This is a genomic window from Phytobacter sp. V69, from assembly GCF_965644215.1.
Taxonomy (GTDB): domain Bacteria; phylum Pseudomonadota; class Gammaproteobacteria; order Enterobacterales; family Enterobacteriaceae; genus Phytobacter.
On sequence record NZ_CBFFRL010000077.1, the window covers coordinates 1 to 22,798 of the forward strand.

Sequence of the window (22,798 nt, forward strand, 5' to 3'; positions counted from 1 at the left end):
CCATAAATTAACCTGCTTTTGATGTTGGATTGAACATATCAAAATCAGGCAATTACACAATTTTATGTACAGGCTCTTCTGCCTGTTCCCCTCACCCTAACCCTAACCCTCTCCCACAGGAGAGGGGACTTGTCAGGAGCGGCCTTTATTTCCTCTGCCGTGGTTGGGACGGTCTTTACTCCCTCTCCCCGTGGGAGAGGGCAACCGACGATGCAAGTGCCCAAGAATCGCCAGTAACACACTCTCTTCATTGACCCTCAGCTCATTATTCCAGAAGCGAATCACTTCCCAGCCATTGGTATTCAGGAATGCCGTTCTGCGCAAATCATATTCTTCGTTATCCTGATGTTGCCCGCCATCCAGCTCAACAATCAGCTTCGCTTTAAAGCAAGCAAAATCGACAATATAAGTACCAATCGGCATTTGTCTGCGAAACCTGTCGCCGTAAAAACGACGCCCTCTGAGTAAGTACCAAAGGTATAATTCCTCTGCTGTCATCCTGACGCGTAGTTGTTTTGCTTTTTCCATCCCTACACTCTGCCACCATTCCCCCTCATCACCCCAAACGTCTCCTGGCTCTGGAACCCGTCTTTCAATAAATTGTCCTATTCTCCGCAAGGTTATTGACGGAGTGCACAGAAAGGGATTTTGATGATGAACATGAAATGGGCCGCAGGGTTTGCGGCATTGATACTTCTGTCGGGCAGTGTTCTGGCCGACACCAATACTCCCACCGATGAGCTGCTGAAAAAGCAGTTTAACCAGGCGCACGAAGGCTTAATGCAACTGGACAACATCACGTTGCGTCTGCTGGATTCGCGCGGTAACCAGGCGACGTATGCCGCCGAAGGGGATATCTCCGCCACGGACGATTTGTATGCGATAGTTGGCATGGCCGGGAACTACCAGTTTATGGAAAAAACCTGGACTAAAGGCCGCCCGGTGAAATTCTCTGCGATGGTCACTGCGGTGGGTACTAAAGATTCCGGCTGGACCACCGAGTTCTTCTCTATGCAGGTGGCAGCAAAAAATGCGGGCTACCCGAAGCCGGACATTCACGACAAAGATAAGTATCTGGTGATCACCGACAGCGATTTTTATGCTCGCCTGGCAAAAATTGAAGCCACCTGGGCCGCGCAGAAAAAAACGCTGGATAAATCCCTCGCGAAACAAGAACAACTCAAAAAGGACATTAATGCGCAGGACGCCAAAATAGCCGCCTCCTGGGGAAAAGATAAAAATGGTAAGTCGTTAACCCGTAATGATGTGCAGCAAGCGCTGCTGGAGGAGCTTCAGCAGGTGGGCAGACAGAATGACCCGCTGCATTTTGAAAACCACTACAACAAAACGATTTATGAACCGGCGCTGGCCGAGTGTCAGAAAAAACCGGATTGCGATGCCACACCGCTGCGAAAAGCACGTGATGCGGCACTGGAGGAGCAGCGACGGGACTATCAGCTCAAGTTTAAGCTCAAGCGTGAAGAGGTCACCAAAACCATGGACGCTTACGATAAAAAACGGGAGCCGCTGCGTAAACAGCGCAATGAGCTATACAGCGAAATGAGCGATCTGGATATGAGCAACGCCAGACTACGAATGTCTTATGAGAGCTGGGAGCGGGACATTGCGAGCCTGCGTCGGCAGGGCATTATCAAGTAAACCAACCAGCCCGGACTGATACCGGGCTGGGTTCAGGATCACTCTTCGGCGAGGAACAACTCCAGCAGGGAGTTGAGGAACAGCTTACCGTGCTCGGTGATTTGCCAGTATTCATCGCATTCGGTGAGGTAGCCTTGCGCTAAGGCCTCGTCGAGCTGCGGGCGAATCACACTTTCATCCAGCCCCGTAAACAGCGCGAACTCCGTACGCGGTGCGGCTTCCAGCAAACGAAAGCGGTTCATAAAGAACTCGAACGGCTTATCTTCTGTTTCCACGTCATGCTGGCGCTCAAGATAGCGCCCCTGCATAAATCCGCGCGGGTGGCGCGTTTTGGCGGTGCGTAAAATGCGACCATCCGGGAAGGTCACTTTACCGTGTGCACCGCAGCCAATCCCGAGGTAATCGCCAAAGCGCCAGTAGTTCAGGTTGTGCTGACACTGGTAGCCCGGTTTCGCGTACGCCGAGGTTTCGTACTGCTGATAGCCCGCGGCGGTGAGCAACTGGTGACCACGCTCGAAAATATCCCACAGCGCATCGTCATCCGGCAGCACCGGAGGACGCGAGCCAAACAGGGTGTTGGGTTCGATGGTCAACTGATACCAGGAGAGATGCGGCGGGTTGAGCTCAATAGCCTGGCGTAAATCGTCCAGCGCCTCTTCCAGCGTCTGATCCGGCAGGCCGTGCATCAAATCGAGGTTAAAACTGCGCAGCCCAAGGCCGGTTGCCAGCCGTGCGGCGCGTTTGGCTTCTTCCGGGCCGTGGATACGCCCCAGACGCTGCAATTTCGGCTCGCTAAAGCTCTGGACGCCAATCGAAATGCGGTTCACCCCGGCACGTTGATACTCAACGAAGCGGTCGGCTTCAACCGTTCCGGGGTTGGCTTCCATTGTGATTTCCGCATCCGCCGCCAGATTCAGGCGCGTACGCACGCCATCCAGCAACGTCTGCATCGCCGGGCCTGACAGCAGGCTCGGCGTCCCTCCACCAATAAAGATCGTCTTTACTTCACGCCCCTGTGCGTAAGGCACATCAGCATCAAGGTCGGCGAGCAGGTGCTGCACATAGTCATCGTGAGGCACTTCGCCTTTCAACGCATGGGAATTGAAGTCGCAGTACGGGCATTTCTGCACGCACCACGGAATGTGAATATAAAGACTCAGAGGTGGCAAATTAGCCATTACGTAATGCTTCCAGTAACAGTTTCAGCGCCTGCCCACGGTGGGAGATTGCGCTTTTTTCTTCGCGGGTCAGTTCGGCGGCGGTTTTACCTTCCGTCGGGACGAAGAAAATCGGATCGTAACCAAACCCGCCCTGACCTGCAGGCGCACGGGTGATAACGCCAGGCCAGCTGCCGTGGCATACCAGCGGCGTCGGGTCATCGGCGTGACGCATATAGACCAGCACACAGTGGAACTGCGCCTGACGTTTATCGTCCGGCACATCCTGGAGGGTGGTCAGTAATTTTTGCAGATTCGCTTCATCGCTGGCATCAACGCCGGAATAACGCGCGGAGTAGATCCCCGGTGCGCCGCCCAGCGCGTCTACCGCCAGACCGGAGTCATCGGCAATCGCGGGCAGACCGGTAACCTGAGCGGCATGGCGCGCTTTCAGGATGGCATTTTCGATAAACGTCAGGCCGGTTTCCTCGGCGGATTCCACGCCCAGCTCGGTTTGCGCGACGATATTCAGACCGAAATCACTCAACAGCGAGGCAAGCTCGCGCACTTTACCGGGGTTGCCGGTTGCGAGAACAACTTTTTGCATAATAGATCCTAATTCATCAGGGCCGTGAGGGCCGAAGGTATCTGTTGCGGATGTGTAATTTTGACTTGTTTATGGCGGCCCAGTTCGCCTTTTTCAATCAGCACCTGGTTTTTGGCCACCCGAAACTGTTTGGCGAGAAATTTCACCAGATGGGCATTGGCCTGCCCATCAACCGGTGGTGCGGTAATGGCGACTTTCACTTCGTCGCCATGCAATCCGATAATGCTGTCCCGGCTGGCCTTTGGCTGAATATACAGCCGCAGTACCAGCCCGTCGTCACAGGAGGTGACCGCACTCACGCCCAGTTCCAGATATAGGCTAACGGCACGATGGTGTTAGCCAGAAACTCCATCACTCCCATGTTGATGACATACATCAGCAGCACCAGAATCATCGGCGAGAAATCAAGACCGCCCATAGACGGCAGCAGGCGGCGAATCGGGCGCAGCAGCGGTTCGGTCAACTGCAGCAGCACATATTCCACTGGGCTACGACCCTGGCTGACCCAGCTCATGATGGCCATTAACAGCAGCACCCAGAAAATCAGCGAGCCGAGGGTTTTGATAACAATCAGCACCGCAGCCAGCACAATGAACACGCCGTTCATGGTGACGTACGGATTTAAAAAGACTTTTACGACGCATAGCACCAGTGCGATGAGCAGTGATGCGCTGTCAATCGGCCCCATCGCCGGGATGATGCGGCGCAGAGGGCCAACAATCGGCTGGGTGATTTTCACGATAAACTGGGAAAACGGGTTATAAAAATCACAGCGCGCCCACTGCATCCAGATACGCAGCAACAGCACCATCGTGTAAGCCTGGATAATCAGTGACAGGAGAGTGGACAACGTATTCATGGCGTTCCTCAGTTTTCCTTAGTTTTTTGTGTAATCGCGCGCGCCAAAGATGGCGGTTCCGATGCGCACCATGGTGCTACCTGCCGCAATTGCGGCTTGCATATCGTCAGACATCCCCAGAGATAAGGTGTCGACGCTGGGGTAACGTACTTTTAGCGCGTCAAATGCTACAGCCATTTGGCGGGCCACGGCAAACTGCCGTTCATATTCAGCCTCGGGGGCGGGGATGGCCATCAGCCCGCGCAGACAAAGACCGGGCAATTCCACCACCTGCGCGGCCAGCGCATCCAGTTCCGCAAGGGCGATGCCGGATTTGCTCTGCTCATCGCTGATATTGACCTGAATCAGCACGTTCAGCGGCGGCAGGGATGCCGGGCGCTGCTCGCTTAAGCGGCTGGCGATTTTGAGGCGGTCCACGGTGTGGCACCAGTCAAAATGCTCAGCCACCAGGCGGCTTTTGTTGGACTGTAATGGGCCAATAAAGTGCCACTGGATGTCCGTGATGCCCGAATCCTTAAAATGGCCAATCTTATCCACGCCTTCCTGCACGTAGTTTTCACCAAAGCCACGCTGACCCGCTGCGTAAGCTTCTTCGATGGCGCTCGCAGGTTTTGTTTTACTCACTGCAAGCAGCGTAACTTCTTCTGGAGCACGGCCGCAGGACGTTGCAGCGGCTGAGATTTTGTCCCTGACCTGTGCCAGGTTATGCGCGATATCGTTCATGTTCCCAGGTGGCTTTATGGATATGGAAAAAATAGTGGAGCTTAGTGTAAAGCATAATGTCTCGGATCTACACCTGTGCGATCGCCGTCCACCGCGCTGGCGCAGGCAAGGACGGCTGGAAGCCGCACCGTTCGCCTCTGTGGATATTCACGCGCTGCTTGCCGAAACGTTAAACACCCAGCAGCAGCAACAGTGGCAGGCAGGCGGGCAGGTGGATTTTGCCCTCAGCACCCCAGGCCTTCAACGCCTTCGCGCCAGCGCGTTTTTACATCACGAAGGGGTATCGCTTGCGCTGCGTCTGCTGCCTGAGACCTGCCCGACGCTGGATGCGCTGGACGTCCCCTCTGCCATTCCGGAATTACTGCGGCGCGATAACGGTCTGATTCTGGTGACCGGGGCGACGGGCAGCGGCAAATCCACCACCCTGGCGGCGATGGTGGATGACCTCAACCAGCATCTTGACGGGCATATCCTGACCCTGGAAGACCCGGTGGAGTTTATCCATGCGAGCAAACATTGCCTGATTCAACAGCGGGAAATCGGCCCGCACTGTGCCTCGTTTGCGGCGGGGTTACGTGCGGCACTACGTGAGGACCCGGATGTCATTCTGCTTGGCGAACTGCGCGACAGCAAAACCATCCGCCTGGCGCTGACCGCCGCCGAGACCGGGCATCTGGTGCTGGCAACGTTACATACGCGCGGCGCACCCCAGGCCATTGAACGGCTGGTGGATAGTTTCCCTGCTCAGGAAAAAGACCCTGTGCGCAGCCAGCTTGCGGGAAGCCTGCAGGCCGTGTTGTCCCAACGGCTGGAGGTCGACAAGCAGGGCGGGCGCGTGGCGCTGTTCGAGCTGCTAATCAACACGCCTGCGGTGGCCAATCTTATCCGTGAGGGGAAAACCCACCAGTTGCCCGGCGTGTTACAGACCGTGCAGCAGGCGGATATGCAAACCTTCGACCAGAGTCGCCAGCAGCGGCAGGCGCAGGGGCGGCTTTAGCGGATGTTCAGCGCGTAAACCGCCGGTAACGCACCTGCGGTGGCGAGGATCTCCAGGCGCACGTTGCGTGCGGTGACGGGGGCGGATAACCGATGTTCACGCACGGAGTGGTGGTTACTGGTGACCTCGGCCAGCAGGGTATCGTCTGCCCACAGGCGGTAGTGGGTGATGCAGTGCGGTGTCACCGCCAGGAAATGGCCCATCTGCACGGTTTCCATGGCGTTATCGAAATCGTTGTCCTGCACCAGCGTCAGGTGGGTGAAGGTGTGCGGTGTATCCCAGTGCCAGCGCAGAACCGGTTTGAGATCGTCAGGGGTGGGCACCCAGGCGTTGGCCTGCTGTTCAGGACGCAGGCGACCATTGAGCACGTTATCGACGCGATAGCAGTTTAACGGCTGGCTAAAACGCAGGGCAGGCATCACCTGATGCGGGCGACGGCGCGGCAGCCAGAAGTCGAACTCATCGACGCCATAGTCGCCGTCCACCACCTGACGGGTATGCTTGGCGACGCGGGCATTCAGGCTATTAAATACGGTCATGATGCCGGGCAGGTGGGTGTCGGTGAGGGCAATCTCCACATGATCATTCACCTCGAAGGCGATAAAGACATACTGATCGCGCTCGCTTTGCCACGGGAAATGCACCGTCTGTTCCTGTTCACCCTCAACGTGCAGCGTTGTGCTGGCGTATTGATAATCGGGCGTGAAGTTACCGCTGCGCGCGCTGCCGAGAAGCGACACCTTCAGTACCTGCTGCGATGCTGAACGCAGGGTAAAGGTGATGTCGGGCAGCGATTCCCCGGCTTTAACGGGCAGCAGCAGCGCCATTCTTTCGCCAAGTGAATGCCAGTGGCCGTTAGAGGCAAGCGCGCTGAAGGAATATTCACTGCTGGCGCTGACTGACGCGCCCTGCGCCGGGTTCTGCAGCCACTGGCGGGGAATATAGCAGCCGCTGGCCTGCAGCCGCTGTTGCAGCAGGCCGATATTATCCCGCTGGGCAAGCTCTGCGGGTGACAGGTCATGGGTTTTGCACAGCGCCGCTGCTCGTCCGACGACTTCGCCCAGCAGGCCGCAGGTACACATAACGCGGGCGCTGCCAAACGCCACGTGGGAGGCGGAAATTAACCGTCCGGTCAGCAGCAGGTTATCCAGCGAGCGGCTGTAAAGGCTACGACACGGAATGGTATAGGTGCCTTTGCTATGGAACTGACGACAGCCATCGTGGGTGCTGTAGACCCCGTCTGCCGGGTGCAGGTCGATAGACCAGCCGCCGTAAGCCACGGCGTCGTAGTGGTCGCGCTGCTCCACGATATCCTGCTGGCAGAGCAGATGGTCGCCTATAAAACGACGGCTTTCGCGTTTACCGGGAATGACGCCAACCCACTCAATGGTCATGTTGGCGGCTTCCGGGAACTCGCCGGAGTTTTTTATGTAATCCCACCCCCCCCCCAGACGATTTTCCACGGTTCCCATTTGATCTCTTCGCTCTGGTGAACGGTGTCCAGCCGTCCGCCCCATTCCAACCACCACAGGTCGCAGCCATTGAGGGGGGAGGTCAGGCGTTTGTAACGGGGGATAGCGGTAATATCGTTGAGTGCAAACGAAGGGGGAACGAAGTTCACCGGGCCGGCGGTCTGCTTAGTATAGAAGTAAATGGAGTGCCCCAGCTTGTGGCCGAAGTTATCGCCGGGGGCCATTTTTTCCCCCAGTTCGTCCACCTCTTCTGCCCCTTCGCGGTATTCCGCCCCGGCCAGAAAGCCGAGTACGCCATCGCCCGTCGCATCACAAAACTGATCGGCCGAGACGGTATAAAACGTCTCATTGATGGCGTTAAAGGCGCTGACCTGAGTGAGGGTTTGCTGGTTTTTCTCCAGCTCATAAAGGGTGGTATTGAGCAGCAGAGTTAGCCCCGGCTGGTTTTTCGCCATATCCAGCAGCACCAGGTCGAACATTACCGGGTTGCCCTCTTTGTTGCGCCAGAGGTTCTCTTCGAGGATTTCTCCCATAATGCCACCTTCGCGCGCCCAGCGGTTATTATTGCCCATATGCGATGTGGCACCGTTGGCCCACAGGCGAACTTCGCTGGAAGCATTGCCGCCGAGTACCGGCCTGTCCTGGATCAACACTACCTGTAAACCGTCGCGGGCCGCAGCAAGCGCGGCGCACAGACCTGCGAGGCCGCCGCCCGCCACCAACAGATCGGCATGCAGGTGTTCAGATGGAAAGGTTCTGGACGCGGTTTGCGGATAGATGTTCATACCTTGTATCCTTCTTGACTGACGGTAAAATCGATAATTCCTGCCACCTGAGAGATAAAGCTTGTTATGTCCTCACAACCGAACCAAAGCCTGATTGATGGCATTCGCTGCCTGCAGTACCTGGTCTCCAGCGGCCGTGCGATTGGCTGTCGCGAACTGGCGCGTCTGATGGGGATCAACACCACCCGTGTAAACCGGTTGTTGATGACGATGGCGTCCATTGGCCTGACAATGCAGGACGAGCAGCGCCGTTACCTTCCCGGCCCCGGCATTCATGCGCTGGCGGCGCAGGCGATACGCGGCTCGGCACTCTTTTCTCAGGCACTTCCCCTGCTGGAAAGCTATGCGCCCAAAGACATCGTGGTGGCGATGGGCGTGCTCTGGGAGGATCAGGTGATTTATATCTATCACTCCGAACCCGGCAGCCAGATGAGCCAGGCGCTGGCCGGCTTTCATATGCTTCCCGCATGGCAGTCGGTCATCGGTATGTCGCTTCTGGCGGCAGAGAGCGATGAAGAACTGCAAAAACGTTTTGTCGACGAACAGTGGCAGCAGCTGGCACCGCATATCGCCCAACAGCGTGAACTTGGCCGCGTGGTCTGGCATCACGAGGACGGCGAAGTCTCGATGGCGAAACCGCTCGGTGCGCACTCTGCCGCCCTGGCATTCGCCGGAATGTGGCAGGTTGACCATGATGTTGTCGACGAGCGCTTAAGCGAGCTTCATACCCTGGCACGGCGGCTGATTCAGAAACCCTGACGCTTTTTATGGCTAACTAATGTTTCTTTTATAGAAACATTAACGAAAAAGCAAAAAGCACGCCTTCGAAATGTGAGGGGGATCGGGGGATTGCGTCTTCGGGGAAGGGGACGGGCAAAGAAGGCTGAGTAATGCTCAGCCTGAGAATTACAGATTTTGCTCGAAGTAGCTCTCGAGGATGATGACCGCAGAGGCAGAATCAACGCTGCCTTTATTTAATGCGCGAAAACCGCCGCGTTCAAACAGACCCGCACGGGCTTCTACGGTGCTAAGTCGCTCATCATGCAGAATAATTTTTGCGCCGAAACGGCCATGGATTTTATTGGCAAAGTTACGTGCGCGCGCGGTCAGAGGCTGTTCAGTACCATCCATATTCAGCGGCAGGCCGACGATAACGGCTTCCGGCTGCCACTCTTTTAACAGCTTCTCGATAAGCTTCCAGTCCGGCGTCCCGTCTTGCGCTTTCAGGGCGTTCAGCGGGCGCGCCGTACCGGTCACGCGTTGACCGATGGCGACGCCAATACTTTTGGTTCCAAAATCAAAGGCCAGCAGGGTTCCACTCATCAGGCATGCCCCGCCACGCCCGGCATGGTCGAAATATCGATGCCGATGAGTTTGGCCGCTTCTCGCCAGCGATCGGCGATCGGCGTTTTAAACAGGATGTTCTGATCCGCAGGGGCGGTAAGCCAGGCGTTATCGAGGATCTCCTGCTCAAGCTGGCCTTTTTCCCATGAGGAATAACCCAGCGCCACCAGCACTTCGCTGGGTTGCCTGGCAGTTCCCAGGGTTTCCAGAACATCACGCGAGGTGGTGATGACGGTGTTATCCGAAACGCGAATGCTGGAAGAGAAGCTGGCAGGAGGTGTGTGCAGAATAAACCCGCGGTCTTCCGCCAGTGGGCCGCCAAGCAGCACCGGTTTATCCAGACGAATGGCCGGATCGCGCGCTTCCGGGGTGATTTTCAGTTTCTCCAGGACGCCTTCAACTTTCAGGTTTTCCAAAGGCTTATTGATAATAAGTCCCATGGCACCGTCTTCGTTGTATTCGCAGATATAAACCACGGATCGACGGAAAAGGGGATCCTGGAGAGCAGGCATGGCAATAAGAAAGTGATGCTGTAAATTCATTGTCAGAGGTTCTGTTTCCTGGTTCAAAAAAGCAGCAGCCTAGTATGAGGGGAAAGCTGCACGCTGTCACTAGCCAGACTTTGGAGGTAAAAGCGGATTCCCTCCCGCCACCAGTGTAAGAATTATTTCGCCAGGCGTTTTTCGATTGCGTCCATCAGCATGCCGGTAATGGAAATCGGAAACTCCGCCTCGATTTCGCGCACGCAGGTGGGGCTGGTGACGTTAATTTCCGTCAGACGGTCGCCGATGATGTCCAGACCAACGAAAATCAGCCCTTTGGCTTTCAGAGTCGGGCCAACGCGGCGGGCAATCGCCCAGTCGCTTTCGGTCAGCGGACGCGGTTCTCCACGGCCACCGGCCGCCAGGTTACCACGCGTTTCGCCACCCTGCGGGATACGTGCCAGGCAGTACGGGACAGGCTCGCCATCTACCACCAGCACGCGTTTGTCGCCATCTTTGATAGCCGGCAGGTAGTTCTGCGCCATGCAGTAGCGGGTACCCAACTCGGTCAGGGTTTCGGTGATAACACCCAGGTTTGGATCGCCCTCTTTCACGCGGAAAATCGAGGTACCACCCATGCCGTCCAGCGGCTTAAGGATGATATCGGTGTGCTTTTGCCAGAACGCTTTGAGCTGCGTTTTATTACGCGTCACCAGCGTTTCCGGGGTCAGTTCCGGGAACCAGGCAGTGAACAGCTTCTCGTTACAGTCGCGCAGGCTCTGCGGTTTGTTGACGATCAGCGTGCCTTTTTCTTCTGCGCGCTCAAGGATATAGGTGGCGTAGATAAATTCGGTATCGAACGGCGGGTCCTTACGCATCAGCACCACGTCCAGCGAGGCGAGCTCGATATCCTGCTCGCCGCCAAACTCGTACCATTTGTCGTAGTTTTGCTCGACAGAAAGCAGACGGGTGCGCGCACGGGCTTCACCGTTGATCAGGTAAAGATCCGCCATCTCCATGTAGTGCAGTTCATAGCCGCGACGCTGCGCTTCGAGCAGCATGGCGAAGCTAGTGTCTTTCTTGATATTAATCTGCGCGATGGGGTCCATCACGATGCCGAGCTTAATCATAGGCTTCTCCGTTTAACCCAGATCGCCAAAACGCACCTGCAGCGCGGTAATGGCGGTAAGGGCAGTTGTCTCTGTGCGCAATACGCGGGGTCCCAACAGAATATCAGTAAACTGGTAGCGCGAGGTCATGGCGATTTCGTCCGCCGTCAACCCACCTTCCGGGCCAATCAGTAATCGCACGTGTTCCACCGGTAACGGCAGGGTGTTAATGCTCTGGCTGGCGCGCGGATGAAGATTCAGCTTAAGGCCGTTCTCTTCTTCTGCACACCAGTCTTCGAGATCCATTGCCGGGCGAATTTCAGGAACACGGTTACGACCAGACTGTTCACAGGCGGCGATGGCGATCTTCTGCCACTGCTGAATCTTTTTATTCAGGCGTTCGGCATCCAGTTTAACGCCACAACGTTCAGAAAAAAGTGGCGTAATGAGGCTTACACCCAGCTCGATCGATTTCTGGATGGTAAATTCCATTTTCTCGCCGCGAGACATCACCTGGCCCAGATGAATGTGCAGCGGCGATTCCCGATCGTCCACCTCTCCCTGAATCACCTTCACGATAACGCTCTTTTTATCGGCGCGGGTAATCTCAGCGTCAAACACCTGGTTTGAGCCGTCAAAGAGCTGAATAGCCTGGCCCTGGCCCATACGTAATACGCGACCAACATGGTTTGCCGCATCGTCGGCGAGCGCGATTTCAGTGCCAGTCTGGATAAGTTCAGGGTGGTAGATGCGTGGGACGCGCATAGTTCAGATTTCCGTGTGAAGTGTGGTGCGCTTTCTTCCCTCCCGTGGCGCGATTCATTCCCTCTCCCTTGCGGGAGAGGGTTGGGGTAAGGGGGGAACTGTGCACCGAAATTAACAATTGCCGCTAGTGTAGGTTAGCTCTTTCGCGCCATGCAAGCGCGCTGCACGTACGGGTTATGGTTGCCCTGTACCTGCGCGATGCGTGATTCACGCGTACATTCCCAGTCGGTCACCGGGTAGAGTTTATCCCAGGCGGTAAACAGCTGCGTCTGCTGGCGCGACAGGGTGAGCTGATACTGGTCGCGCATATAGAAGTAGGTACGGGCAATCGAGCCACGGGCGCTGGCAGGCGGTTCGGCCAGTTTAGCCTTGAAGTCGACCTTCATCTCACAGCGACCATACTGGCCTTCGCCGCCGTTCCACTGACCATACATAAAGTTGCCGCGATCGGCATTCACCTCTCCCACGGCGGGCTGCAGGTTGTGCATATCGCTTTCCATCTTGCGATATTCCGGGTCTTTGGCGCAGTTTTTCCGTCCGCCGTCCTGCCAGCACTGGCGCTGATGGCCAAATTGCCAGGCCGGGACCACGTGCTCCCATTCGATACGGCTGGCGCGGTTTTCATTTTTACGCACCTGATAGCCGCAGGAGGCCAGGTCGACCACCCCTTTTTTTCCCTGCCACTGAATTTTACAGCCGCAATAAAAGTCTCCCGGCACATCGGCGTTGACTTTCACCCCGGCGGCTTTGGCCTGGGCGAAGCTGTTGATACCGTCCGCCAGTACCGGCGCGCTGAGAATAAGCAGTAAAGATGAGATAACGCGTAACATTGAGAACTCCCTGTCAACTGGAGTGCGCAACGTAGCGGATGCGATTGTCAGATGCAATCAGTTGGCGCGGAAAACATTCTTAATGGTTCATGTAATTAGGACTCAGGCACCAGCGTTTCGCCGCAGTGTACGCAGCGATAAGTGGTCTCTCCACGCATCACGCGATTATGTCGCCGAATGGTCAATTGATGCTGCTGGCATTTGCAACGGTAGGGGAAAGTATTACGCCGGACCGATTCCAGCTCGAACTGATGAGTACGCCGTGCAGGTACGCCAAGCACGCTTTCCATCATCCATTTCCACTCTTTGCCGTGCGGCGGGACGCGGCCAAAATGCTTCCACACCAGCAGATGTGCCAGCTCGTGCGGGACCACCTCGTCGATAAACGCCTGCTGATTTTCCATCAGTAACACGGGGTTAAGGCGGATTTCATAAGTATTGAGCCAAGCGGTGCCCGCCGCTGTGCCCCGTTGCTGATAAACCAGCTTAGGTTCCGGATAATCGCGGCTAAGTTTCAGGTTGGCTTGGGCGAGTTTTTCCCGCAGGCAGCGCATCACGGCCTGCTGAATAGCGATAGGGAGACGGGAGGTTTTCATAATCGCAGAGGATAGGGCGGGCGGCGGAGGAGTGCAAGAAAAAGCCTCCTCCGGACAGGGAGTGAGGCTTTGTCCTGACTTACAGCGACTGCAGGAAGGCCAGTAAATCGTTATTCAACTGATCCTGGTGCGTAACAGCGAAGCCGTGCGGTGCGTTGTCATACACTTTCAGCTGTGCACCATGGATCATCTCGGCGGCGACTTTACCGGTGGATTCGAACGGTACGATCTGGTCGTTGCTGCCGTGAATCACCAGCGTCGGCACGTCAACTTTCGCCATATCCGGGCGGAAATCGGTTTCGCCGAAGGCGGTGACACAATCAATGGTCCCTTTCAGTGAGGCCAGCAGGGCGATGTTCAGCGTCTGGGTCAGCAAGCCTTGCGAGACGGTCTGCCCGGCATTGGTGCCATAAAACGGCGCGGCGAAATCGCTGATAAACTGCGCACGGTCTTTACGCAGCCCGGCACGAATACCTTCGAAAACGCTCGTGTCCACGCCCTGTGGGTAGTCGGCGGTTTTGCCGAAAATCGGTGTCACCGCGCCCAGCAGGACCAGCGCTTTGACACGCGCCGTGCCGTAACGGCCGATATAGCGCGACACATCGCCGCCGCCCATGGAGAAGCCCACCAGCGTGACCTCATGCAGCTCCAGACTGGTGATAAGATCGTTGATATCCGAGGCGAAGGTGTCGTAGTTGTAACCTTCCCACGGCTGGTCAGAACGGCCAAAGCCACGGCGGTCAAAGGCGATAACGCGATAGCCGCGCTCGGCCAGAAAATTCAACTGGCTGTCCCACATATCGCCATCCAGTGGCCAGCCGTGGCTGAACAATACCGGTTTGCCCGTGCCCCAGTCTTTGTAATAAATCTGCGTACCGTCCTGCGTTTTGATTGTGCTCATACGTCGATCCTCACTCTCGCGATTACTTGGGTTGATAGGGATTGCTGTTACATTATGGGTGCTATCAGATAACATGCTTCTGGAAGTCGTCCGCCGCGATGGAATGCCTTTACCTTGATCTGGATCAGCAGGTCATTCACCGTGTGACGCTCCAGCTGGCGCAGATGCTCAATCCAGGTGCCAACCACAAACGACTCCACAAAGACACCAGGGCGCTGAACATCTTCATACACGGACCAGCTCAGCGCACCGCCGCGTACCCGCACCCGGCGAATTTCCTGCACGCAGACGACAAACTCCGCCACGTCCTGCGGGTCAATCACATAGTCGTACATCCCCATGACAGGACCACGTTCGTGCGAGATATCGAGCGCCTGGGCGTTGCTGTCGATATCGCGAATATCCAGATTAAGGTCGGGATCTTTATTCAGTTGCCAGCGCAGCGCTGTCAGGTTGGCCAGCAGCATGCCTGCGGTCGCCACGCACAGTGACGCCGGAATGCCAAAGTGCGACGCCAGTTGCCCAGATGGCGCTGCCGAGCGTCATCGAGCCAAAGAACACCGTCAGATAAACCGCCAGCGCGCGCCTTCACCCATTTGGCGGCGCTGCGTTGCGCCCCGATGTTGAGGGTGGAGAGCACCGCAATACAGGCGAACCCGGTCAGGAACTCAAAGGCGTTGAGCAGCCAGAAATGACGGATAAACGCCAGCGCCAGCATGCTGATCGCGAAAATCACGCTGTTCAGCACCATCAGCCGATCCGGGTTGAAGTGCTTACGCAGGCGCGGCAGCACGATGGCACCGCAAATCGCCCCCAACCCGATACAGGTCAGCATGATGCCGTAACCGCCAGGCCCAAGGCCCAACTCGCGGCGGGCGACCAACGGCAGCAGTGCCCAGCCTGCGCTGGCGGAGGTGAAGAAGGCCACGGTGCGCACCAGTACGTTACGTAGTACCGGGGCAGCATGTACATAGCGCAGCCCGGCGCGCACCGCGGAGAAGAAGTGTTCCGGCGGCAGGCGTTGAATGTTCGGCTCCGTCTTCCAGTGCCACAGTACCTAATAAAAAAGAATGGATAAATAACCGACGTTTCAGTCTGCCGCTACGTTTGTGCAGGGAAATCAGCGCATTGACGAAAAAGGTGGGGAATCACCGCCTGTGCGATGTATTCGCTATGCTGAACATTCACGGGGTGGGGACGTAAATTCGGATTTTTCTGCCAGAGGGAAGTGAGCGGGTCTGCCACCGGAAAGGAGCAGACCCGCTTATTTGCCACAACCTTAGTTGTGTGAACCGATTTCGCGCAGCGGGCGACCTTTCATCAGGTTACGCTCGATGTGCTCCAGCGAAATGTGTTTGGTTTCCGGCACCAGCCACAGCGTCAGGACAATGAACAGAACGTTCAGGCCGCCGTAGACCCAGAAGGTGTTGGCGTTGCCAAGCGAGTCCAGCATGGTCAGGAACGTTGCGCCGACAATCATGTTGGCTATCCAGTTGGTTGCCGTTGAGCAGGTAATACCAAAATCACGCCCTTTCAGCGGCTGGATTTCCGAGCACAGTACCCAGATAACCGGACCGGCGCTCATCGCAAAGCCGACGATAAACATCAGCAACATGGCAACGGCAAAGTATTGTGCGCCAGGAGAGTGAATGCCAAGATGCAGCATTGTCCCCAGAATCCCCATCCCGACGGCCATCACCAGGAAGCCCAGTACCAGCGTAGGTTTACGCCCCCAGCGGTCGACGACGCCAATGGCGATAAAGGTCGCCAGCACGTTGGTCAGACCGACGATCACCGTCCCCCACATTTGCTGCGTGGTGTTGCTGTATCCCGCCAGTTCGAAGATTTTCGGCGCGTAATACATGATGACGTTCATCCCGGTGAACTGCTGCATCACCTGCAACAGCACCCCAAGGAACACCGCGCGACGAAAATTGGTGTTCTCCTTAAACAACACCCAGCCGGTCTGTTTTACCTGCAAACTTTCGCGAATTTCATCCAGCTCGTTTTTGGCTTCGGCGCTGGTGTCACGCAGGCGCATCAGGACGCGTTCGGCATCGTGGAAACGGCGTTTGGCGGCATACCAGCGGGGGCTATCCGGCAGGAAGAACACGCCGATAAGCAGCAGGATGGCCGGGATAATAATCACCCCAAGCATCCAGCGCCAGGCACCGCTGTAGCTGAATGCGGTATCCGACAGATAGGCGCCGAGAATACCGAGGGTAATCATCAACTGGTACATCGAAATCATACTGCCGCGAATTTTTTCCGGCGCAATTTCCGACAGGTAGAGCGGCGCGGTATAGGACGCAACGCCGACGGCCAGGCCAAGAATCACGCGGGAAATAATCAGCACCTCAACGTTGGGGGCGGCGGCAGAACACAGAGAGCCGATCACAAACAGGATCGCGCCGATCATCAGGCTTTTTTTACGCCCGAGTTTCCACGACATCCAGCCGCTCCCCACGGCACCGATGGCGGCACCAAACATCATTGAGCTGACCACCCACTCCTGTACATGAGAGTCAATTTTGAAGTCATGGGCGATAAAGGGCAGCGCCCCGGCGATCACACCAATATCCAGGCCAAAGAGAAGTCCTGCGAGTGCAGCGAGGAAACAGACAAAGAAGGTCATCGCCTTGTTTGAATGTCCCTGTTTTTTATTGTCAGGCATGATGCCCTCCATTCGTTTTATCAGTTTTTGTGATGGTAAACGTAGGCCAATGCCGGGCAGTTTTTTGTGATGAATGTCACGCAAGTGTAATCGGTTACATTCGATTAAAAACGCGCAGGCAAATAAAACCGATAAATATTATAGATATAAGAATGGCGACAGGATGGTGCAGGAAGGCAGTTTCAGACTAAACCGAGAAGGGGTGTAACAATTCTGATTTCTACTGGGAATGGCAACAATAATGTGAGTGTTGGCGCGTAACATACATCATGTAATCGCTTTCAGTAAGCTACTGAAATGACATAACAAGTATACTATGTTGGGCACAAAACGACAGGATGTTAATCCAGTAGAAAAGCAAAAGGCCAGAACAAGGCTGGCCTTTAACGCATGCAGGTCAGAGAATTATTTCAGACCAGCCGCTTCACGTAGCTGAGCCGCTTTGTCGGTTTTTTCCCATGGGAAAGTTTCGCGACCAAAGTGACCGTAAGCAGCGGTTTGTTTGTAGATCGGGTGCAGCAGGTCCAGCATCTGGATCAGGCCGTATGGGCGCAGGTCGAAGAACTCGCGAACCAGCAGGATCAGCTGTTCAGCAGGCACTTTCTCGGTACCGAAGGTCTCCACCATGATGGAGGTCGGTTCTGCCACGCCGATAGCGTAGGACACCTGAATCTCACAACGGTCAGCCAGGCCTGCGGCAACGATGTTTTTCGCTACGTAACGGGCTGCATAGGCTGCGGAACGGTCAACTTTAGACGGATCCTTACCGGAGAACGCGCCGCCACCGTGACGAGCCATGCCGCCGTAGGTATCAACGATGATTTTACGACCGGTCAGGCCGCAGTCGCCCATCGGGCCACCGATAACGAAACGGCCAGTCGGGTTGATGAAGAATTTAGTGGAGGCGTTCAGCCACTCTGTCGGCAGAACCGGCTTGATGATCTCCTCCATTACCGCTTCTTGCAGCGATTTCTGGTCGATGCTTTCGGCGTGCTGAGTCGACAGAACAACCGCATCGATGCCGACAACTTTACCGTCGTCGTACTGGAAAGTGACCTGGCTTTTCGCATCCGGGCGCAGCCACGGCAGGGTGCCGTTTTTACGCACTTCTGCCTGACGCTCAACCAGACGGTGTGCGTAGGTGATTGGTGCTGGCATCAGTACGTCGGTTTCGTTGGTGGCATAACCAAACATCAGGCCCTGGTCGCCCGCACCCTGTTCCAGTGGGTCAGCTCGGTCAACGCCCTGGTTGATGTCCGGAGACTGTTTACCAATCGCGCTCAGTACGGCGCAGGAGTTGGCATCAAAGCCCATGTCAGAGTGGATGTAGCCAATTTCACGCACGGTGTTACGGGTGATCTCTTCGATATCCACCCACGCACTGGTAGTGATTTCACCACCGACCAGCACCATGCCGGTTTTTACATAGGTTTCGCAAGCGACACGCGCTTTCGGATCCTGTTCGAGGATCTCATCAAGCACGGCGTCGGAGATTTGGTCAGCAATTTTGTCAGGATGCCCTTCTGAGACGGACTCGGACGTAAAAAGGTGTTTTGCCATATTGTGTTTTCACCCTGGAATAAAACGGTTGGCTTAGAAATGCTGTGTCAGGATGCCTTCACGGTGTTTCCGCGAGGACGTGCAGGTAGCGACACGGGCTGTCTAAGTGTTAATCAGTATAGATGGATTAACATCTGGATGGCTATTCTAGGTTAATTCTTAACCCCATTTCCAGCGTTTTTTGAAGTAGCACACGTTCTGTCTGAAATGGTTACAGAAATTTTCCCTATGGATACCGCAAACGTAATTTTTTATTTTGCATTTTTACCATGTTCTCGGTATAAAACGCCGCGCGCGGCTTATATAAAAAGCGCACGGAGATTCCGTGTTGCCACTTCCAGCCGGGTTAAGCAATTTATGGCTTTGGCTTGTCGCATATCGTCATGATCTGCGTGGAGGTGATACGAGATAATGAACCGTCGTTTTCTGCAGAATCTGTCGCGTCGTTCTGACGCACATACATTCCCCGCAACCCGCATATCTAATCTGCAAACCTGCTGATGTTATACCCATTTCGGCGCTTCTCAGGACTCCCGGGCCGGTACGGCACAGTGATGACTGAACAAGGGCTCTCCTGCTAATTCAGGAGTTTTCTCGTGGTTTCGCCGAACCGTCATATTAAGTTCGGTCACGTGTTTTACAATGTTATGAACAAGAAACCGGTCGCACACCCTGTGTGCCAGCATGTTGTGCTGGAAAATCAGAGGGTTTATGGGGTGTTATCGCATTGTTACGCTGCGATAGTGGTTGACTGTCTTACACTTAATACTATTGAGGTTCGCTATGTCTGACGACATGTCTTCATTTTCGCCTTCGTCAGCAGGCGAACACGGTGTACTACGTTCCATGCAGGAGGTTGCGATGAGCTCCCAGGAAGCCAGCAAGATGCTTCGTACTTACAATATTGCCTGGTGGGGTAATAATTATTATGACGTCAACGAACTGGGCCACATCAGTGTTTGCCCGGATCCCGATGTCCCGGAAGCCCGTGTTGACCTCGCTCAACTGGTAAAAGCCCGTGAGGCACAAGGCCAGCGTTTGCCGGCGCTTTTCTGTTTCCCGCAGATTCTGCAACATCGCCTGCGTTCCATTAACGCCGCCTTTAAACGAGCGCGTGAATCCTATGGCTATAAAGGTGACTACTTCCTGGTTTACCCGATCAAGGTAAACCAGCATCGTCGCGTGATTGAGTCGCTGATCCATTCCGGCGAACCGTTGGGTCTGGAAGCCGGTTCGAAAGCCGAGCTGATGGCGGTACTGGCGCACGCGGGGATGACCCGTTCGGTGATCGTCTGTAACGGCTATAAAGACCGTGAATATATTCGTCTGGCGCTGATCGGCGAGAAGATGGGCCACAAGGTCTATCTGGTCATCGAAAAGATGTCTGAAATTGCGATTGTACTGGATGAAGCTGAGCGCCTGAACGTGATCCCGCGCCTCGGTGTGCGTGCGCGTCTGGCCTCGCAGGGTTCCGGCAAATGGCAGTCCTCCGGCGGTGAGAAATCCAAGTTCGGCCTGGCGGCAAACCAGGTACTGCAACTGGTGGAAATTCTGCGTGAACGTGGACGTCTGGACAGCATTCAGCTGCTGCACTTCCACCTCGGTTCGCAGATGGCCAACATTCGCGATATCGCCACTGGCGTGCGTGAGTCTGCCCGTTTCTACGTTGAGCTGCATAAGCTTGGCGTCAACATTCAGTGCTTCGACGTGGGCGGTGGCCTGGGCGTGGACTATGAAGGTACGCGTTCCCAGTCTGATTGCTCGGTGAACTATGGCCTGAATGAATACGCCAACAACATCATCTGGGCGATTGGTGATGCCTGCGAAGAGAATGGCCTGCCGCATCCGACGGTGATTACCGAGTCGGGCCGTGCAGTTACGGCGCATCACACTGTTCTGGTCTCCAATATCATCGGCGTTGAGCGTAACGAGTACACCGAAGCCACGGCGCCGGCGGACGACGCACCGCGCGCGCTGCAAAGCATGTGGGAAACCTGGCAGGAGATGCACGAACCGGGTACGCGCCGTTCACTGCGCGAATGGCTGCACGACAGCCAGATGGATCTGCACGATATTCACATCGGTTACTCTTCCGGTACGTTCAGCCTGCAGGAGCGCGCGTGGGCGGAGCAACTGTATCTGAACATGTGCCACGAAGTGCAGAAACAACTCGACCCGAGCAACCGTGCGCACCGCCCGATCATCGACGAACTGCAGGAACGTATGGCGGACAAAATGTACGTCAACTTCTCTCTGTTCCAGTCGATGCCGGATGCCTGGGGTATCGATCAGCTGTTCCCGGTGATGCCGTTAGAAGGGCTGAACCAGATCCCGGAGCGCCGTGCGGTGCTGCTGGATATCACCTGTGACTCCGACGGCGCTATCGATCACTACGTGGATGGCGACGGTATTGCGACCACGATGCCGATGCCGGAATACGACCCGGAGAACCCGCCAATGCTGGGCTTCTTTATGGTTGGCGCGTATCAGGAAATCCTCGGCAACATGCATAACCTGTTTGGTGATACCGAAGCGGTGGATGTGTTTGTCTTCCCTGACGGCAGCGTGGAAGTTGAGCTATCGGATGAAGGCGATACCGTGGCGGACATGCTGCAGTACGTGCAGCTTGACCCGAACACCTTGCTGATTCATTTCCGCGATCAGGTGAAACAGACCGGTCTGGACGAAGCGCTGCAACAGCAGTTCCTCGAAGAGTTTGAAGCAGGGCTGTACGGCTATACCTACCTCGAAGACGAGTAATCAGCTCGTCGTGCCGGAGGCGGCCAATGCCTCCGGCATGCTTTCCTTTATTTAATCCCGTCAGCTGCCATGCGGTCGCGGATATGTTGCGCACGTTCAACCGAGGCCGGGTGATCGTCAAACATGGAGCTCTGGCGGCCTTCTTCCAGTTTGGCCAGCTTTTCGAAACTGGTGGCCAGACCGACCGGGCTTATTCCCCGTTTGCGCAACAGATCATAGGAATAATCATCCGCTTCGGACTCCTGGCGCTGCGAGAACTGCGAATTCACCAGTTTTTCGCCAACGTCGCCCAACTGGGATTGCGACAGGCTGCCCACTATACCGCCCGCTGAGGCTGCAGCGGCACGTACGGCATTGGTGCCTAAAGCGACTTGCATCCCTTTCTTCACGTGGCCGAGCGCAACGTGGCCCATTTCGTGGCCGATCACCGCCTCGACTTCGTTATCATTCATCATATCCATCAAACCGCTGTACACGCGGATGCAGCCGTTGGCCATGGCGAAAGCGTTAACGTCTTTTGCCTGGTAGACTTTGTAATTCACCGGCTGACCGTTGATGTTATCGCCCAGCGCGGCGGCAATCTTGCTAAGCCGCTGATTGTACTGGCTGCCAGCAGGTGCGATGGTTGCCTTGCTGTCCATCTGTTTACAGGCTTCGTCACTCAGGCTTTTGACCTGAGCATCGCTCAGCGTGTAGGCCTGAAGGGCTTCTGCGCCTGAGGTCATAAAACCGTTGGAGTCCATGTTCTGGCATCCTGCCAGCAGGGTCGCTGCCGTCAGAGCAAGCAAAGCCGGGCGAATTTTCATCTCTTATCTTCCACGCAGGTTAATTCAAAATTCTGATAATGCGCCGCGCACAAACGAGCCGGTGCAATTGCATAAGTATAAAGAATAGAACGATTACCGGGCGAGTCCATTGCGCAACGTCGCCGCCTCTTCCAGAGATTTCTTACCCCCCAAAAGGATGCTCCATGTACATGACTTGCCGCTTGGGTTACATTGTTGGCACTTTTTTCCGGCGTAGCCCATAACGCGCTGTAGTCAAGTCGTTCCGGGCATGGCCTTTAACAGTCCGATCTGGAGTCAAAATGTCCTCACGTAAAGAGCTTGCCAATGCTATTCGTGCGCTGAGCATGGACGCGGTACAGAAAGCCAAATCCGGTCACCCGGGTGCCCCGATGGGTATGGCTGACATCGCCGAAGTCCTGTGGCGTGATTTCCTGAACCACAATCCGCAGAACCCGGCATGGGCAGACCGCGACCGTTTCGTGCTGTCCAATGGCCACGGTTCAATGCTGATTTACAGCCTGCTGCACCTGACCGGTTATGACCTGCCGATTGAAGAGCTGAAAAACTTCCGTCAGCTGCATTCCAGAACGCCGGGTCACCCGGAAGTGGGTTACACCGCCGGTGTTGAAACCACCACAGGTCCGCTGGGCCAAGGCATTGCGAATGCAGTGGGCATGGCGATTGCCGAGAAAACCCTGGCGGCGCAGTTCAACCGTCCGGGCCACGACAT

At 55.7% G+C, this 22,798-nt stretch carries 22 protein-coding genes and 2 pseudogenes; 6 read left to right on the top strand and 18 right to left on the bottom strand.

The features are described 5' to 3' along the window. Window positions 1-132: 132 nt before the first annotated feature. Window positions 133-528: an endonuclease domain-containing protein gene (locus ACSZPU_RS12835; RefSeq protein WP_498999251.1), complete on the bottom strand. Its 396-nt coding sequence runs from the start codon at window positions 526-528 to the stop codon at window positions 133-135. 123 nt (window positions 529-651) lie between these two features. Here ACSZPU_RS12835 and ACSZPU_RS12840 point away from each other — a divergent pair, with 123 nt between their 5' ends. Beyond that, window positions 652-1,659, top strand: coding sequence for a DUF1202 family protein (locus ACSZPU_RS12840; protein ID WP_498999253.1), 1,008 nt, complete (start codon window positions 652-654; stop codon window positions 1,657-1,659). 38 nt (window positions 1,660-1,697) lie between these two features. Here the strand turns inward: ACSZPU_RS12840 and hemW are convergent, their stop codons facing one another. Genes hemW through ACSZPU_RS12865 form a run of 5 tightly spaced genes read right to left on the bottom strand, consistent with a single transcriptional unit; the run spans window position 1,698 to window position 5,005 of the window. Further along, window positions 1,698-2,837: a radical SAM family heme chaperone HemW gene (gene hemW / locus ACSZPU_RS12845; protein ID WP_498999256.1), complete on the bottom strand. Its 1,140-nt coding sequence runs from the start codon at window positions 2,835-2,837 to the stop codon at window positions 1,698-1,700. Next, entirely contained in the window at window positions 2,830-3,423 is a 594-nt protein-coding gene (locus ACSZPU_RS12850) for an XTP/dITP diphosphatase (protein ID WP_498999259.1), read from the bottom strand. The genes hemW and ACSZPU_RS12850 overlap by 8 nt, the downstream gene beginning before the upstream one ends. Before the next feature lie 8 nt (window positions 3,424-3,431). Next, on the bottom strand, window positions 3,432-3,722 hold the full coding sequence (gene yggU, locus ACSZPU_RS12855) for a DUF167 family protein YggU (protein WP_498999262.1): 291 nt from the start codon (window positions 3,720-3,722) through the stop codon (window positions 3,432-3,434). Then, on the bottom strand, window positions 3,719-4,282 hold the full coding sequence (locus tag ACSZPU_RS12860; protein WP_498999265.1) for a YggT family protein: 564 nt from the start codon (window positions 4,280-4,282) through the stop codon (window positions 3,719-3,721). The genes yggU and ACSZPU_RS12860 overlap by 4 nt, the downstream gene beginning before the upstream one ends. Window positions 4,283-4,300: 18 nt before the next feature. Then, the gene (locus tag ACSZPU_RS12865) at window positions 4,301-5,005 is read right to left on the bottom strand and encodes a YggS family pyridoxal phosphate-dependent enzyme (protein WP_498999268.1); all 705 of its coding nucleotides are present in this window, start codon (window positions 5,003-5,005) and stop codon (window positions 4,301-4,303) included. A 16-nt stretch (window positions 5,006-5,021) separates the two neighbouring features. Here ACSZPU_RS12865 and ACSZPU_RS12870 point away from each other — a divergent pair, with 16 nt between their 5' ends. Next, the gene (locus ACSZPU_RS12870; RefSeq protein WP_498999270.1) at window positions 5,022-6,002 is read left to right on the top strand and encodes a type IV pilus twitching motility protein PilT; all 981 of its coding nucleotides are present in this window, start codon (window positions 5,022-5,024) and stop codon (window positions 6,000-6,002) included. On the opposite strand, the pseudogene ACSZPU_RS12875 reads toward ACSZPU_RS12870, so the two are convergent. Continuing rightward, window positions 5,999-8,259: pseudogene (locus ACSZPU_RS12875) on the bottom strand (FAD-dependent oxidoreductase). The gene ACSZPU_RS12870 and the pseudogene ACSZPU_RS12875 overlap by 4 nt on opposite strands. Before the next feature lie 66 nt (window positions 8,260-8,325). On the opposite strand from ACSZPU_RS12875, the gene ACSZPU_RS12880 reads away from it, so the two are divergent. Continuing rightward, window positions 8,326-9,018: an IclR family transcriptional regulator domain-containing protein gene (locus tag ACSZPU_RS12880; protein ID WP_498999272.1), complete on the top strand. Its 693-nt coding sequence runs from the start codon at window positions 8,326-8,328 to the stop codon at window positions 9,016-9,018. Window positions 9,019-9,165: 147 nt separating this feature from the next. On the opposite strand, the gene ruvX is transcribed toward ACSZPU_RS12880, so the two are convergent. The 10 genes and pseudogenes from ruvX to metK form a co-directional block, all read right to left on the bottom strand. Further along, on the bottom strand, window positions 9,166-9,582 hold the full coding sequence (gene ruvX, locus ACSZPU_RS12885; RefSeq protein ID WP_090083413.1) for a Holliday junction resolvase RuvX: 417 nt from the start codon (window positions 9,580-9,582) through the stop codon (window positions 9,166-9,168). Continuing rightward, a complete protein-coding gene (locus ACSZPU_RS12890) occupies window positions 9,582-10,145 on the bottom strand; it encodes a YqgE/AlgH family protein (RefSeq protein ID WP_498999276.1) in 564 nt (187 codons plus the stop codon). The genes ruvX and ACSZPU_RS12890 overlap by 1 nt, the downstream gene beginning before the upstream one ends. Window positions 10,146-10,267: 122 nt before the next feature. After that, window positions 10,268-11,215: a glutathione synthase gene (gene gshB / locus ACSZPU_RS12895; RefSeq protein ID WP_498999278.1), complete on the bottom strand. Its 948-nt coding sequence runs from the start codon at window positions 11,213-11,215 to the stop codon at window positions 10,268-10,270. Between the two features lie 12 nt (window positions 11,216-11,227). Next, window positions 11,228-11,959: a 16S rRNA (uracil(1498)-N(3))-methyltransferase gene (rsmE, locus tag ACSZPU_RS12900; protein WP_498999280.1), complete on the bottom strand. Its 732-nt coding sequence runs from the start codon at window positions 11,957-11,959 to the stop codon at window positions 11,228-11,230. Window positions 11,960-12,093: 134 nt separating this feature from the next. Continuing rightward, window positions 12,094-12,789 carry a deoxyribonuclease I gene (gene endA / locus ACSZPU_RS12905; protein WP_498999282.1) on the bottom strand — a complete coding sequence of 232 codons (696 nt, stop codon included), beginning with the start codon at window positions 12,787-12,789 and terminating at the stop codon, window positions 12,094-12,096. Between the two features lie 95 nt (window positions 12,790-12,884). Then, window positions 12,885-13,385, bottom strand: a complete 501-nt coding sequence (locus ACSZPU_RS12910) for a SprT family zinc-dependent metalloprotease (RefSeq protein WP_498999284.1) — start codon at window positions 13,383-13,385, stop codon at window positions 12,885-12,887. 79 nt (window positions 13,386-13,464) lie between these two features. Further along, entirely contained in the window at window positions 13,465-14,286 is an 822-nt protein-coding gene (locus ACSZPU_RS12915; protein WP_498999286.1) for an alpha/beta fold hydrolase, read from the bottom strand. A 47-nt stretch (window positions 14,287-14,333) separates the two neighbouring features. Then, window positions 14,334-15,343, bottom strand: a pseudogene (locus tag ACSZPU_RS12920) (MFS transporter); the annotation flags it as partial. A 222-nt stretch (window positions 15,344-15,565) separates the two neighbouring features. After that, window positions 15,566-16,960 carry a sugar porter family MFS transporter gene (locus ACSZPU_RS12925; protein ID WP_498999288.1) on the bottom strand — a complete coding sequence of 465 codons (1,395 nt, stop codon included), beginning with the start codon at window positions 16,958-16,960 and terminating at the stop codon, window positions 15,566-15,568. A 405-nt stretch (window positions 16,961-17,365) separates the two neighbouring features. Beyond that, complete coding sequence (gene metK, locus ACSZPU_RS12930; RefSeq protein ID WP_498999291.1) at window positions 17,366-18,520, bottom strand: methionine adenosyltransferase; 1,155 nt, start codon at window positions 18,518-18,520, stop codon at window positions 17,366-17,368. Window positions 18,521-19,167: 647 nt separating this feature from the next. Here metK and yqgB point away from each other — a divergent pair. Further along, window positions 19,168-19,311 carry an acid stress response protein YqgB gene (gene yqgB / locus ACSZPU_RS12935; RefSeq protein ID WP_498999302.1) on the top strand — a complete coding sequence of 48 codons (144 nt, stop codon included), beginning with the start codon at window positions 19,168-19,170 and terminating at the stop codon, window positions 19,309-19,311. After that, window positions 19,304-21,280, top strand: coding sequence for a biosynthetic arginine decarboxylase (gene speA, locus ACSZPU_RS12940; RefSeq protein WP_498999294.1), 1,977 nt, complete (start codon window positions 19,304-19,306; stop codon window positions 21,278-21,280). The genes yqgB and speA overlap by 8 nt, the downstream gene beginning before the upstream one ends. Window positions 21,281-21,327: 47 nt before the next feature. On the opposite strand, the gene loiP is transcribed toward speA, so the two are convergent. Continuing rightward, window positions 21,328-22,086 carry a metalloprotease LoiP gene (loiP, locus tag ACSZPU_RS12945; protein ID WP_498999297.1) on the bottom strand — a complete coding sequence of 253 codons (759 nt, stop codon included), beginning with the start codon at window positions 22,084-22,086 and terminating at the stop codon, window positions 21,328-21,330. A 281-nt stretch (window positions 22,087-22,367) separates the two neighbouring features. Here loiP and ACSZPU_RS12950 point away from each other — a divergent pair. Then, window positions 22,368-22,798, top strand: a 431-nt coding sequence (locus tag ACSZPU_RS12950; protein WP_498999300.1) for a thiamine pyrophosphate-binding protein, incomplete at its 3' end; no start/stop codon positions are given.

Bases quoted from the DNA above. Each gene is read 5' to 3' on its own strand.
- ACSZPU_RS12890 (WP_498999276.1), bottom strand. From the start codon at position 10,145: ATGAATTTACAGCATCACTTTCTTATTGCCATGCCTGCTCTCCAGGAT.
- ACSZPU_RS12850 (WP_498999259.1), bottom strand. From the start codon at position 3,423: ATGCAAAAAGTTGTTCTCGCAACCGGCAACCCCGGTAAAGTGCGCGAG.
- ACSZPU_RS12840 (WP_498999253.1), top strand. From the start codon at position 652: ATGATGAACATGAAATGGGCCGCAGGGTTTGCGGCATTGATACTTCTG.
- ruvX (WP_090083413.1), bottom strand. From the start codon at position 9,582: ATGAGTGGAACCCTGCTGGCCTTTGATTTTGGAACCAAAAGTATTGGC.
- loiP (WP_498999297.1), bottom strand. From the start codon at position 22,086: ATGAAAATTCGCCCGGCTTTGCTTGCTCTGACGGCAGCGACCCTGCTG.
- ACSZPU_RS12860 (WP_498999265.1), bottom strand. From the start codon at position 4,282: ATGAATACGTTGTCCACTCTCCTGTCACTGATTATCCAGGCTTACACG.
- ACSZPU_RS12865 (WP_498999268.1), bottom strand. From the start codon at position 5,005: ATGAACGATATCGCGCATAACCTGGCACAGGTCAGGGACAAAATCTCA.
- metK (WP_498999291.1), bottom strand. From the start codon at position 18,520: ATGGCAAAACACCTTTTTACGTCCGAGTCCGTCTCAGAAGGGCATCCT.
- ACSZPU_RS12910 (WP_498999284.1), bottom strand. From the start codon at position 13,385: ATGAAAACCTCCCGTCTCCCTATCGCTATTCAGCAGGCCGTGATGCGC.
- ACSZPU_RS12880 (WP_498999272.1), top strand. From the start codon at position 8,326: ATGTCCTCACAACCGAACCAAAGCCTGATTGATGGCATTCGCTGCCTG.
- endA (WP_498999282.1), bottom strand. From the start codon at position 12,789: ATGTTACGCGTTATCTCATCTTTACTGCTTATTCTCAGCGCGCCGGTA.
- gshB (WP_498999278.1), bottom strand. From the start codon at position 11,215: ATGATTAAGCTCGGCATCGTGATGGACCCCATCGCGCAGATTAATATC.
- ACSZPU_RS12925 (WP_498999288.1), bottom strand. From the start codon at position 16,960: ATGCCTGACAATAAAAAACAGGGACATTCAAACAAGGCGATGACCTTC.
- yqgB (WP_498999302.1), top strand. From the start codon at position 19,168: ATGAACAAGAAACCGGTCGCACACCCTGTGTGCCAGCATGTTGTGCTG.
- speA (WP_498999294.1), top strand. From the start codon at position 19,304: ATGTCTGACGACATGTCTTCATTTTCGCCTTCGTCAGCAGGCGAACAC.
- ACSZPU_RS12870 (WP_498999270.1), top strand. From the start codon at position 5,022: ATGGATATGGAAAAAATAGTGGAGCTTAGTGTAAAGCATAATGTCTCG.
- ACSZPU_RS12835 (WP_498999251.1), bottom strand. From the start codon at position 528: ATGGAAAAAGCAAAACAACTACGCGTCAGGATGACAGCAGAGGAATTA.
- rsmE (WP_498999280.1), bottom strand. From the start codon at position 11,959: ATGCGCGTCCCACGCATCTACCACCCTGAACTTATCCAGACTGGCACT.
- ACSZPU_RS12915 (WP_498999286.1), bottom strand. From the start codon at position 14,286: ATGAGCACAATCAAAACGCAGGACGGTACGCAGATTTATTACAAAGAC.
- hemW (WP_498999256.1), bottom strand. From the start codon at position 2,837: ATGGCTAATTTGCCACCTCTGAGTCTTTATATTCACATTCCGTGGTGC.